The sequence below is a fragment of the Chryseobacterium urinae genome, from assembly GCF_030518295.1.
Lineage (GTDB): Bacteria > Bacteroidota > Bacteroidia > Flavobacteriales > Weeksellaceae > Chryseobacterium > Chryseobacterium mucoviscidosis.
Genome location: NZ_JAULSJ010000013.1, coordinates 61,333 through 74,004 on the forward strand (window position 1 = coordinate 61,333; position 12,672 = coordinate 74,004).

Sequence of the window (12,672 nt, forward strand, 5' to 3'; positions counted from 1 at the left end):
CAAATTTAAGGCTTTTTCTTCAGATAAAAAGGCTCCCGAAATATGATCTATTTACCGAGAGGATTGATAGTATAAATAACAGATTTTGCCTGTATTCTTTCCTGATTATTTAATTTTTTCCAGACGAATCCTTTTTTCAGGTTTTTATCATCAATTAATTGAGGAAATATCCCGAGTTTTTCATCCTGTGAAACGTAGCCTGCGGAAATAGCAGGAAGTTTAGAATCGTAATTAAAAGGATAATTTGCCGAAACATGAAAGTTTAAATTACCAACCCTTAAAGAATCAAACTTTGTGCTTTCATAGACCGAAGGGTTGTACAACTGTTCTTTTTCAAATTTTCCCATAAAGTTTCCGGGATTAAAACTTGGAAAATACGTCTGCAAAATATTCGGGAAAGTTAAAAAGCTAATAAAGAGGATGCTTAAAACAGAAAATACAGTAATTGATTTTTTCTGGTTAAAATAATCTGTGAAAAGGATAAAGAAGATCACGAAAAAGACATCCATAAAAAATCTGTACTGCGCTGAAAAAAGAAGAACCAAAACACTTTTAACGATCAGCGAGATACAGATGAAAGTAATGATTCTGTTTTTTTTGATGAAGGTAAAAACAACGAAAATAATCAGACTTACAATAAAAAGAAGATTTATTTTTGCTTTGATTCCATTGAGAAAAAGCCAGTTTCTGATGTAATCAATGGTAGAAAATTTCTGAATTTCTTCATACGAATACTGCATGTCGTATGTTTTCTGAATAGCAAACTGAGAAGATATTTTTAAAATTTCAGGATTGGGTTTCCAGTTTACTCCTAAATCTATTATTGAAACAGGGAAAACCGGATATCCGAAAGTATAGATATTTTTAATAAAAAACAGTAAAGCGATTAAAATTCCTGAAGTTAGATTTTTAAAACCAGATTTTACAATAAAAATGGAGTAGAGGAAACTCAAAACCGGCAGCCAGATCATAGTAGGTTTGATGATAAAAACAAAAACTGAAAAAGCGAACAGGAGAGAGGTTTGTTTATTTTGTTTTAAAATTTCATTTAAAATGATGAGTGCAAAAACAATAACAGGCAAATCTGGACTTGGTGACTGGCAGAACAATAGTAAAACCGGAATAAAACAAAGTTGAATCCAGCTTTTCTTTTCTATTATATATAAGGTATAAATAATCAGTACAACTGAATTGATTCTTAAAAACGGATCGGAAAAATTGGAAAATCCCGCCTGAAAAATATGCCATACCGACATTTGTCCCAACGTGAGATCGAGGTTTGAAATACCTTTTATTAAACCCAATTCTTTCAGCCATTTTATGGTGGGAACATAATATCCGAAATGGTCTAAAATATAAGGGTAAAAAGATCCGCAGTATACAATAATTAATGAAATTGCAGCAATCAGCGAAAAATCTTTTTTTGAAAAGGCTGTAAAATCTTTATAAAGTCTATCCTTAAAAAAATAAATCAATCCTATGGCAATTGTAGAAAATTCTACATAGCTGTTTAAAGGGATAAAAAAAGCAGCAATTGTCCACAGTAAACTTATTCCAAGAATTCCTAAAAGAATTTTTCCTGATATTCCTTCAATTAATTTTCCTGAAAAATTTTCTACAATTTTCCCTGTTCCCATTAAAACAGGAATGAGTAAAAGTGTGGAAAGCAAAAGTAGAATCATAAAAAAAGATTGCCTAAAAATAAGCAATCTTTCTCTTTTATGATGAAAATATAATTTTATCTTGGCTGTACTCTACCGCTTTTTCTATCCTGCGCTCTACCCAAAGTATATCCTGTAGCACCACCGATTACCCCACCAATGGCTGCACCGGCTCCCGGACTTTTCTTATTAACAATAGCTCCTAAAGCCGCTCCACCTACAGCACCGATGATGGTACCTTTAGCCGCTTCACTCATCCCTTTTTTCTTAGCAGTTGTCTGGGAACTTCCGTTATTGGCATAACTTCCGTTACTCGAACCTGAGCTTTGGCTTGGTCTGTCTCTATAAACGGTACGTGTTTCTCTTATCACTTGCGGTTTTGCATTGGCGGCAGCAGTTCTTGCTTTTTGTACTTCTAAAACGCTGTCTGCTTTTTTCTGTGCTTCATAAGCCATTTTTTCTTTCTCAATGGCTAATTTTTGTTTTTCAATTTCCAACTGTCTCATCTGGAACTCCATTTTCTGCTGTTCCAAAGATTGTTGTGCTATCTGGTCGTCTTTTTTACAGGCAGTCAGTAAAAATACCGACATCAATCCTGTTAATACTATACTTTTCATAACTCAAATTTTTATAAGGATTTTAAGTCAATCCAACTTCGATGTTATACTGTTTTCAATTTTGAAGCCAAAATTCAGTTAAGCAATGTTAAAATTTTTTAACAAATCTTAAATTTTTAATGTACACCCTTTATCCATAATGGATTTTATGCTGTTAAAAATTGTTGATTTTTGCTTAAAATTTAATTAATATGAATTCTTTATCTTTGAAATACCAAATTACAGTATTATGAAAAAATCAATTGTAAAAATTATGCTTTTTGCAGGCGTAATTGCTGTCGTAAGTTCTTTTTCGGCAATTAAAGGTGATTCTGAAAAAAAATATTCACCATCTAAAAACATTTCTCAGACAGAAACCTATCAAATCCGTTTTGGACTACAGAATAAGAATGGTTCTAAAACACTTTCGGGAAGCTATGATCTTGGAAATTTTGTAGCAACCAATACGGTAACCGGAGAAACTTTTGAAACGTATGGCGGAAGCGGAATGCAGTCTTTGCCTCAGTATTTTGATGGTCTTCCTGCGGGAACGTATACCTTCAGTGCGACACAAGGACAGGGAGGATGGGTAGGTTATGGTTCTGTAACAGCAGAGGTTTCTGAAGCGCAAGTGGATGCGGATGGTTATGTTACCATTTATGTTCCTATTGCCTGGGAAGAGTAGTGCAGACTTATTTACAAATTAGCAAGTATTTTAAGCCTCCTGAGTAAGGGGGCTTTTTTATTTATGACAATAAAGCATTGTTTTATATGTATTGAGTTCTTCGTATTTAATTTGAATTTACAAATTCATAAAACACTTATACTAAAACAGAAAAGATAACGTTATTAAAAAACAAATTTGACTGTGTGAATGATTTAGATAGTTAAATTTTGATGCGTTTTCTGCAAAAAGATTGTAATTTATACTATATATTATTAAAAAACGAATTAGATTTGCAGTATAACAATAAATTTTCTGCCTATGGTGAATTTTTTTACTTTTTTTCAATTTTATCAAAAACTCAATTTCCCGGATAGTTCTTATCCGAAGGAAGATTTCTTAAGTAAAATTTATAACTTTCATATCCTAAGAGGATTTAATATGTATTAATATGAAAAAATATCTATTGTTTTTTTTCTTGGCACTTTCATATATACTGAGTGCACAGGTAAATTCTTATAGTTTTTCGCAATCTACGGGAACCTATACAGATTTGCCAAGTTCGGCAACGGTTTTGGCAACAGCAACAGGGAACACAGGTGCGGCATCATTAGACAATGTTGTTTATCCGGTTACTCTTCCTTTTCCTGTTTCCTTTAACGGAAGCAATTATTCTTCCATCAATGTTTCAACAAACGGATTTATTACTTTCGGAGCAACCGCTCCGGGAACGGCTACTTACAGCCCGATTTCCAGCACGGAGGCTTATGCAGGAGCTGTTTCTGCATGGGGTAGAGACTTAAATTCAGTTTTTAATATTGCTTCTAAAACTGGAAGCATCAGTTGGGCTGTTGTAGGTACAGCGCCAAACAGAGAGATTGTAGTACAATGGTCAGACTTCAGACCTTCTTATTCTACTTCTACAACCAGTGTTTATACTTTTTCTTTTCAGATCAGACTTAGAGAAACTACAAACACGATTGCAGTAGTATATAAAGGAGGAAGTTATCTTGCGGGTACTACTTCTGTAAGCGGAACGATTCAGGCGGGATTAAGAGGGGCTACGAATGCCGATTTTAATCACAGACTGAATGCTACCACTGCTTTGTTTACGGCTTCTACTTTGGCAACAGCGAACAGCAGCACCCAATCTTTCAATACAACCGCTGCAACTCCGGGGATGCCTTCGGATGGACTTATCTATACATGGACTCCGCCATCTTGTTTCGGACCTTCTGGTTTTGCTTCTTCGGGAGTTACTACAAACAGTGCTACGGTTACTTGGGCGGCTGCTTCAACGCCTCCTGCAAATGGATATGAGATCTATTACAGTACGACAACAACGGCTCCTGCTACACCACAGATTACAGGTATTGCAGGAACATCTACAAGTTATACTATACCGGGATTAGCTGCTAATACCACGTATTATGTATGGATTAAAGCAAAGTGCAGCTCAACAACTCAAAGTTCATTAATTGGACCTATTAGTGTTTATACGGGATATTGTACTCCTACAGGCGGTACTTCTTCCACTACATATTATTTAAATAATGTTACGACAACCGGTGGATGGACCAATCTTGCTTACACCGCTACTTCTTATCAGGCTTATGTAAATTCTCCAGGAGTAATATTGAGTTCTCCGGGAAATACGGTGACGGCTAATTTAGCTACATCAGGTGGAAGTACTTATTATTATTACGTATGGGTAGACTGGAATAATGATCTTGATTTTAATGATCCGGGAGAAACAATTCTGGCAACGACAAGTTACACTGCAACTGCAATTGCGAATATTGTTATTCCTGCGGGACAGGCTGTAGGAAATTACAGAGTTCGTACTTCATCATCATTTATCGGAGCTAATACTTCGTGCGGGCCTTCTCCGTATGGAAACTTCGTAGATTTTACTTTATCTATTGTAGCGCCTCCAACATGTTTACCTCCAACTGGTCTTGTTATCAGCAATGCGACAACTTCAAGTGCGACAATACAGTGGACGGTTCCGGCTACACCGCCGGCAAACGGATATGATGTTTATTACAATACAACCGGAGTTGCTCCTACAGCAGCAACTGTTCCTCAGTATACTGGTGTTACAGGACCTAGCCAGTTGATCACCGGTTTGGCAGCTAGTACAACGTATTATATTTGGGTGAGAGCAAGATGCAGCAGTTCGGATATTAGTTATTGGTCCGGACCTCGTACGGTTTACACAAACTATTGTGTTCCTACAGGAGGTTCTTCTTCTACTACTTATTATCTGAATAATATTACGACTACTGGTGGATGGACTAATTTAGCTTACACGGCATCGTCGTATCAGGCGTATGTAAATACTCCTAGTGTTGTTTTGAGTTCTCCAGGATTTACGGTAACAACAAATTTAGCGACATCTGGTGGAAGTACTTATTACTATTATGTATGGGTGGACTGGAATAATGACCTTGATTTTAATGATCCGGGAGAAACTATTCTGGCAACAACAACGTATACATCAACTGCAACTGCAAATATTGCCATCCCTGCAGGGCAGGCTTTAGGAAACTACAGAGTTCGTGCTTCTTCATCATTTATTGGAGCAAACAGTGCTTGCGGACCTGCTGCATATGGAAATTATGTAGATTTTACATTATCTGTTGTAGCGCCTCCTACGTGTCTGCCTCCAACTGGTCTTGTGATTGCAAACGCAACAACATCAAGTGCAACAATACAGTGGACGGTTCCGGCTACGCCACCGGCAAATGGTTATGATGTTTATTACAACACTACAGGAGTTGCTCCTACCGCAGCAACTGTTCCTCAGTTCACCGGAGTTCCTGGGCCTAGTCAATTGGTAACAGGATTAGCTTCAAGCACAACGTACTATTTCTGGGTAAGAGCAAGATGTAGTACTTCAGATATTAGTTATTGGTCCGGACCTCGTACGGTGTATACAAATTATTGTTTGCCAACGGGAGGTTCATCATCAACAACAAATTATTTAAAAACAATTACTTCTACAAACGGATTTACAAATCTGAATTATACTGCTACAAGTTACAGTGCATATGTAAATAATTCGGCGACAAGTTTCTCTGTATTGCCTGGAGGAATTGCTAACGTTTCGATGAATGCAGGAACAAGCTCTTATTATTATTATATCTGGATCGACTGGAATAATGATTTGGTGTTTGATCCGGCTACTGAGCAGGTTTATTATTCAGGGGGTTATGTAAATTCTGTAACCAACGCTCCAGTAAGTTCGGTAGGTCGTCCTTCGGGATCTTACCGTGCAAGATTTGCAGCATCTTATATTGGTACAATTACGCCTTGCGGACCGGCTCCTTATGGTAATTATGTAGATTTTACATTTATCATTAAGCCATGTTCTACAACAGCACCTACCAATGTATATGTGGATGCAATTGCTCATAATGCAGCAACTGTACACTGGACTCCTTCTCCTGATAACCTGGGTTATAAAGTATACTGGAGAAAGAACGGAACAACAGCATGGGTGAATTCCTCAGTTGTAATAGCACCACCGGCTACATCTTACACCATAACTACAGGTTTAGATCCGGCTACAAAATATGATGTAATGGTAGTTGCAGTTTGTAACAATACCGAAGGTACCGCTACTCCGGCTGTGTTTACTACAAGATGTGATCCTACACCTCCGAATGTAACCATAAGTAATATTACCACAAACTCTGCAATCGTAACTTGGGCTCCTATTGTGGCGAGTGCTACTTATGTAATCAGATATAGAATTGTAAGTACAGGAACATGGACTACTGTGAGTATTACTGCACCTCCTTTAAATACATATCCACTTACCGGATTAACTCCGTACACTACATATGAAGTACAGGTGGCAAATATCTGTAACGGTGAAACGACTGTTAATACTTGGTCTAATCCTAAAGTATTTACAACGGAAAGAACGTGTCAGTTGCCTCCTCCGGGACTTACCATTACAGCGATCACTCCGACAACAGCACAGGTAACATGGGATCCTTTCCCAGGTGCTACTTATATCTTAAGATACAGAAAAGTAGGAATTCCGAGCTGGACAATGGTTCCGTCTAATACCAATACAATTACCCTTACAGGTTTATTGGAGCTGACTAAATATGAGATGCAGGTTGCCAACGTTTGCAGCGGAACTCCGGGAACGTATACACTTCCTTACTTCTTCACAACGCCAACAATTGTTTATTGTCAGATGGCATCTACTGGAGCTATAACTTCAGAATATATTTCTAAAGTTACAGTAACGCCAAACGGCAAACCTCAGATGACGAATACTTCCGTAGGATCTAACTATACAGATTATACAGGAGTGACAACTAAATTTATCGACCTGATTCAGGGATCTACGAACAACAAGATCTTGATCGATAAAAAATTAGCAGGAAACAATAAAGCAGGAGTTGCAGTCTGGATCGATTTCAACAGAAACGGATACTTCGATATCAACGAAAGAATCCTTGCGGACGGACCAAACAATAATCCTACAGCAAGTACAACCTTTACAGTGCCTGCAGATGCATTCATCAGTCTGGTAGACTACAAATATGTAGTGATGAGAGTGGCAATGGGCAAAGATATTATTCCGGTAAATTGTACCAACTTCCCAGATGGAGAAGTAGAAGATTACACGGTAAGAATTTCTAAGCTTCCGGTTCCTAATTCAATCAATCAGTCTGATATATTAATCTATCCGAACCCGGTTAGCACAATATTAAATGTTAAGAACATTAGTGCGAGAGGGAATTATAAGATCTATAATTCAGCCGGACAGGTGGTATCAAGCGGTATTATCTTAAACAATAAGATCGACGTTCATAACCTGATAAACGGAGTGTATGTAATCGATATTGAGGATTCTAAAGGAACTGTACAGAAAAAGTTCATTAAAGAATAAAATAATTAATAATTTACACATGATAAGCCTTCAGAAATGAAGGCTTATTTTTTTTGGTTTGTTAATAAATGTTAAAACATGAATTATAGAAAAATTCGATGATTGTAGAATGGTTAATTTGTTATATGCCGGTAATTACAGCAATAAAAGAAAGTTAGGGTAGGTAAAAAAGAAAATATATCCTGTTATAATGAAATTAACAGTTTTTTAATCTTTAATAAAAATTGTTAATTGATGAAATTAATATTTCATATAGATGTATGTAAAACTAACATTTCATAAATTTGCAGTCACTCATGTTTAATTTGAGTTTTCATGGTTATTAGTTTTTATCCTCGTAGAAATACGGGGATTTTTTATTGGTTTAAAAAAGATAGCAAGAGAGAAAGAAGAATAGAAGCTTTTAGTTTTGGTTTTTGGCAAATAAGAACACTTTAAACCTGTCGTTACTGCTGTACCTTTTACAGCTTTCATCCATAAACAAATCGGGCGATTTTTTAAACTCTTCAATGTACTTAAGGCCTTCTTCGTCGATACTTGGAATAATAATGTAATCGTACAGTGTTTTTGTAAACTCGCTGGAATTTTTTAAAATGTTCTTCTTGTGTTTTAATGCTTCGTTAAATGTCATGATTTTAGTTTACGCAAATTTAATCATTATTAAGTGAAAAAAGAAGTGTCCTGACGAAGAAATTTTGTATGCAATATCTAATTTTTTTCTAAGTGTATTGTTTAATTATTTGTATTTCAATTGATTGTGGGTTTGTTTTTCGTTTTTAAATTAGAACTATTTCTATGACCAGAGTCATATGATACAAGAATAGTAATAACTAAATTTAACAAATAACATTTAAATGTTTTAGTATCTCAGTAAGTTTGCCTCTCATTAGTGAGAGGTTTTTTTATTATGACTCAGATCATATCAGGAAAAATAGTTTTATTGTAGCTTTAAAACTTCAATTTACATTCGTTTTAACAGTTTTAGAAACTTCTCAGTTTTTCTGGGAAGTTTTTATTTTCAGTTGCGAAAATCTGTAAAATGATAAATTGTCGGGAAAATGTGGGGAAAAACACTAAATAAAAAACCCTAAAACATTGTATATAAATGAGTTAGGGTTTTGTTTGGAGGTACCTAGCGGATTCGAACCGCTGTAGATGGTGTTGCAGACCACTGCCTAGCCGCTCGGCCAAAGTACCATTTACCATTTTTGAGGTGTGCAAATATAGTAAAATTTATTTTCGAACAAAAATTTTTAAGCAATTTCTTTCGTGCCAATGCTCTCTATTTCGCTTTTTGCCTGTCTTTCAGTCTCATAATTTTTAATATCAATAACTCGCGTATTACTCCAGGAATCATGAAATCCATTTTCTCCTAAAAACGAAAGCTGATCTATTAAAACAATAGATCTGAAAATATTTCTTAAAAGTAACTGTCCAAAGGTAGGTTTCGTTCCGTCAATCATTATTACTTTAGTACCTGTAATAAACTTCCCAACACTTCTCCCTCCAGTTACCATTTCCACTGAAAACATATAAGTAGCATAAGACGCGATACTTAGAAGTCTTTGTTCGATTTCACCTGCATTTGAAAGCCATCCGTTGAAAGCAGGACTTATCAAGATTAAAACAGCAAAGATTAATGAGAGTAATATGTAAAAAATAATAAGATCTATTATATAATTTACAAATCTTTTTCCTTTACTGGATCTATTGAATTCTACAATTTTTAAATGTTTCATAAGATTATATTAGTTTTTTTATAAATTTTAAATTCCTGTTAGTGTTAATTTTAAGGTAGCTTTAGTATCAATAACGGCAGTAATTCCGTAAGGATTGAGTAGGATTTTGCTGGGTTTGAGGCTGAATACTTTTCCGTTCATTTTTAAGCCCTTATAATATTCTTTATTGAATGCTTCTTCAATACTTTTCTTTGAACTGTTTTCCAATTCCTGAGTAGGAATTCCGTATTCTTCTTCAATCATTTTTACGATTCGTCCTTTGAAAAGGAGAGTAGCTGTTTTTTGAAGGAAATTTGCCGTTTTCAGGTTGAATTTTGTGTTAGACAATACAATTTTCTTTTTGGCTTCATCATACACCGGAATACCTGAAATAAACGCTTTTCCGTTTACATACCCTTCGGTTTCCGCTTCTATCATTACCTTATCATCAACGCCGTATACTTTAATGTCTTTAATTTTTACGGATGAACCTCTTACATCATATTCCTTATTCAAAAACATATTTCTCGCAATATTGGTCGCTTCTGTAAACGGAATATTGGCGGTTGTCTGAAGCAGAAACTGGTTTCCCAAAGTCGGAATAAATGTGAAACCCGGAGCCGATTTTATCGCAGGAGCAGAACCCGGCTGATTTCCCGTAAATGTTTCAGAAAATACATCAATTCCAATGTTGGTATCAATCTGGTTGGCGTAAAATTTTAGAGGAGTGATGTTTACTTTTACTGGAGAAACTTTCAGCCACGTTTTGTATTCTTCAGAAATATTAAAAGGCTGTGCGAAAACATTCCACGCCATTACGGCATATTGCTGAAAGTTGAGCTGGGTTGCCATTTGGCTGTCGATGGTTTTACAGAACTTTTGCTGTTGTTCCACCAGACTCTTTTCCACCAGAGAAGTGATCGGGATTTTTATTCTTCCATAATCCAGAACCGGTTTGGTTACCCATCGGAAACCGTTAGGTTTTGTGTTGGTCGTGATCGTCCAGTTATTCTGAAAATTTAATACCGCATTAAAAGACATTACCGTTTCAAAAGTAGTATTCTGGTACGTATAAAGTCCCAATGTTCCGATGCCTTTTTCTGCCCATATTTTCAGAGGAACTTCGATTAATATATTTTGATTCGTTCCTCCTGCAAGACGAATAGGGCCGGTTTTCCAGACTTTTACTTTAAACTGGTCATTGTCGTTATCCGTGTAAGAATCATCCTGATAAATCAGATCCTTTACCGATGCATTAATCATATTGCTGATTTCTGAAAGCGGAATGGCAACCGGCATCGTTATACTGGATTTTACTTTCGGAAAATTATAGTTCGGAACTTCAGAACTCATCGTTGTTTGTCCCGAAACAGCCGTACAAAACAGAAGAAATATTATTTTTACAACTTTCAATTGTGTGATTTTTTATAAATGAATATCAGAATTTAAGGCTTAAAACTTTTTTCAAGCTCAATACTTGCTCCTGTCATTTCGCCTTTCATCGGCGGAGCTGTTTTCGTTATTTTTAATTTGATATAATCTATCTGCGGAAATGTCTCATGAATTTTAAAGATGATTCTTCCTGCTACATGTTCCAGCAATTTAGATTTTATTTTCATTTCCTCATGAATGATATCATTGATGTCTGCATAACTGATGGTATCTTTCAGATCATCAGAAGCTGCTGCATTCCAGAGATCGGTATGAAGTTCTGCATTTACAATATAATAGGTACCAACAATATTTTCTTCCGGAAGAACACCGTGGTAAGCGTATATTTTTACATTTTCTAAATAAATCCTGCTCATAGCTCTTAAATTTCTGTAAGCAAAAATCGTTTTAATTCTGCAAAATCTGGATTTATTTCAATACTTTTTTTCTCTTTTTTCATTAATAATTCTAAAGACTCGGGTAAATCTACTGAAGTCTGAATGGCTTTTTCCACTGCCTGAGGAAATTTTACGGGATGAGCGGTTCCCAGAATAAAGCCCTTTTTAGGATTGTCTTCAAAGTGTTTTTCCATAGCAGCATACGCAACTGCAGCATGAGGATCGAGCAGATGACTGTATTTTTCATGCACATTTTTAATCGCAGCTAATGTTTTTTCATCATCCACAGAATATCCTGAAATCATATCCGCTAAATCCTGAAACTTATTCCCGAAGAGCGTTAAAATTCTCACGAAATTACTCGGATTTCCTACATCCATTGCGTTAGAAAGTGTGGCTACTGTTTCTTTTATCTGTAGTTTTTCTGTTCTTAAATAGTTGGGAATAATATCGTTTTCGTTACACGCAGCAATAAAATGTTCTACACAAAGTCCCCGGAAATAAGCTAAAATTCCGGCACACAGATTACCGAAATTTCCGCTTGGGACGGCAATAACAGGTTTTCCATTTTCTGTTTTTTTCCATTGCTTCAGCGCGAGCAGATAATAAATTTGCTGAGGAAGCCATCTTGCGACATTAATGGAATTGGCAGACGTTAAAAATAATTTTGAATTAATTTCTGAATCCGAGAAAGCCTGTTTTACCAAATTCTGGCAATCATCAAAGCAGCCGTCAACTTCTAAAGCAGAAATGTTTTCGCCAAGTGCCGTTAACTGCTTTTCCTGAACTTCGCTTACCCGATTTTTTGGGTAAAGAATAACCACATTAATATTTTCAGTTTTATAAAATCCATTCGCAACGGCTCCTCCTGTATCTCCGGATGTAGCCACCAAAACCGTTACTTTTTTATTCTCACTTTTCAGAAAGTAGGAGAGGCAGCGGCTCATAAATCGGGCTCCCACATCTTTAAAGGCTAAAGTTGGTCCATGAAAAAGCTCTAAAGAACAGATGTTTTCATTGATTTTTTTCAACGGAATTTCAAAATTGATGGTTTCCGAAACGATTTCTTTTAAAATCTCTGAAGGAATTTCATCGCCCACAAAATCTTTCATGCATCGGTAGGCAATTTCTACATCGCTGTAAAGATCTAAATTTTCAATAAAATCTTTTTCAAATAATGGGATGTATTCTGGGAAAAACAGTCCTTTTTCTTTTCCCTGTCCTTTTATGGTAGCTGTTTTGAAATCAACAACTTCTTCTTTATCTTTTAAATTGTAATACTTCATATG

The 12,672-nt window shown here is 35.8% G+C and carries 9 protein-coding genes and 1 tRNA gene; 2 read left to right on the forward strand and 8 right to left on the reverse strand.

Annotated features, from left to right (window positions below; translation table 11 throughout):
• Positions 1 to 47: 47 nt before the first annotated feature.
• A complete protein-coding gene (locus QWT87_RS10225; RefSeq protein ID WP_302715944.1) occupies positions 48 to 1,682 on the reverse strand; it encodes an LIC_10190 family membrane protein in 1,635 nt (544 codons plus the stop codon).
• A gap of 56 nt (positions 1,683 to 1,738) precedes the next feature.
• Positions 1,739 to 2,278, reverse strand: a complete 540-nt coding sequence (locus tag QWT87_RS10230) for a YMGG-like glycine zipper-containing protein (RefSeq protein WP_116097207.1) — start codon at positions 2,276 to 2,278, stop codon at positions 1,739 to 1,741.
• A gap of 229 nt (positions 2,279 to 2,507) precedes the next feature.
• Between QWT87_RS10230 and QWT87_RS10235 the strand changes: the two genes are divergently transcribed.
• Together QWT87_RS10235 and QWT87_RS10240 are read left to right on the forward strand one after the other, a co-directional pair.
• A complete protein-coding gene (locus tag QWT87_RS10235) occupies positions 2,508 to 2,942 on the forward strand; it encodes a hypothetical protein (protein ID WP_302715945.1) in 435 nt (144 codons plus the stop codon).
• A gap of 430 nt (positions 2,943 to 3,372) precedes the next feature.
• On the forward strand, positions 3,373 to 7,836 hold the full coding sequence (locus QWT87_RS10240) for a fibronectin type III domain-containing protein (RefSeq protein ID WP_302715946.1): 4,464 nt from the start codon (positions 3,373 to 3,375) through the stop codon (positions 7,834 to 7,836).
• 403 nt (positions 7,837 to 8,239) lie between these two features.
• On the opposite strand, the gene QWT87_RS10245 is transcribed toward QWT87_RS10240, so the two are convergent.
• From QWT87_RS10245 to thrC, 6 genes are all read right to left on the reverse strand, one after another.
• A complete protein-coding gene (locus QWT87_RS10245) occupies positions 8,240 to 8,467 on the reverse strand; it encodes a hypothetical protein (RefSeq protein WP_076390870.1) in 228 nt (75 codons plus the stop codon).
• 492 nt (positions 8,468 to 8,959) lie between these two features.
• Positions 8,960 to 9,033 (reverse strand) — tRNA-Cys (locus QWT87_RS10250).
• A gap of 56 nt (positions 9,034 to 9,089) precedes the next feature.
• The gene (locus tag QWT87_RS10255; protein ID WP_302715948.1) at positions 9,090 to 9,575 is read right to left on the reverse strand and encodes an RDD family protein; all 486 of its coding nucleotides are present in this window, start codon (positions 9,573 to 9,575) and stop codon (positions 9,090 to 9,092) included.
• Positions 9,576 to 9,602: 27 nt separating this feature from the next.
• The gene (locus tag QWT87_RS10260; protein WP_302715949.1) at positions 9,603 to 10,967 is read right to left on the reverse strand and encodes a DUF4403 family protein; all 1,365 of its coding nucleotides are present in this window, start codon (positions 10,965 to 10,967) and stop codon (positions 9,603 to 9,605) included.
• A 32-nt stretch (positions 10,968 to 10,999) separates the two neighbouring features.
• On the reverse strand, positions 11,000 to 11,362 hold the full coding sequence (folB, locus tag QWT87_RS10265; protein ID WP_273075536.1) for a dihydroneopterin aldolase: 363 nt from the start codon (positions 11,360 to 11,362) through the stop codon (positions 11,000 to 11,002).
• 5 nt (positions 11,363 to 11,367) lie between these two features.
• The gene (gene thrC / locus QWT87_RS10270) at positions 11,368 to 12,669 is read right to left on the reverse strand and encodes a threonine synthase (protein ID WP_302715950.1); all 1,302 of its coding nucleotides are present in this window, start codon (positions 12,667 to 12,669) and stop codon (positions 11,368 to 11,370) included.
• Positions 12,670 to 12,672: the final 3 nt, after the last annotated feature.

Excerpts from the sequence above, each read along its gene's own strand:
- QWT87_RS10225 (WP_302715944.1), bottom strand. The coding sequence starts at position 1,682 with ATGATTCTACTTTTGCTTTCCACACTTTTACTCATTCCTGTTTTAATG.
- QWT87_RS10230 (WP_116097207.1), bottom strand. The coding sequence starts at position 2,278 with ATGAAAAGTATAGTATTAACAGGATTGATGTCGGTATTTTTACTGACT.
- QWT87_RS10235 (WP_302715945.1), top strand. The coding sequence starts at position 2,508 with ATGAAAAAATCAATTGTAAAAATTATGCTTTTTGCAGGCGTAATTGCT.
- QWT87_RS10240 (WP_302715946.1), top strand. The coding sequence starts at position 3,373 with ATGAAAAAATATCTATTGTTTTTTTTCTTGGCACTTTCATATATACTG.
- QWT87_RS10245 (WP_076390870.1), bottom strand. The coding sequence starts at position 8,467 with ATGACATTTAACGAAGCATTAAAACACAAGAAGAACATTTTAAAAAAT.
- QWT87_RS10255 (WP_302715948.1), bottom strand. The coding sequence starts at position 9,575 with ATGAAACATTTAAAAATTGTAGAATTCAATAGATCCAGTAAAGGAAAA.
- folB (WP_273075536.1), bottom strand. The coding sequence starts at position 11,362 with ATGAGCAGGATTTATTTAGAAAATGTAAAAATATACGCTTACCACGGT.
- thrC (WP_302715950.1), bottom strand. The coding sequence starts at position 12,669 with ATGAAGTATTACAATTTAAAAGATAAAGAAGAAGTTGTTGATTTCAAA.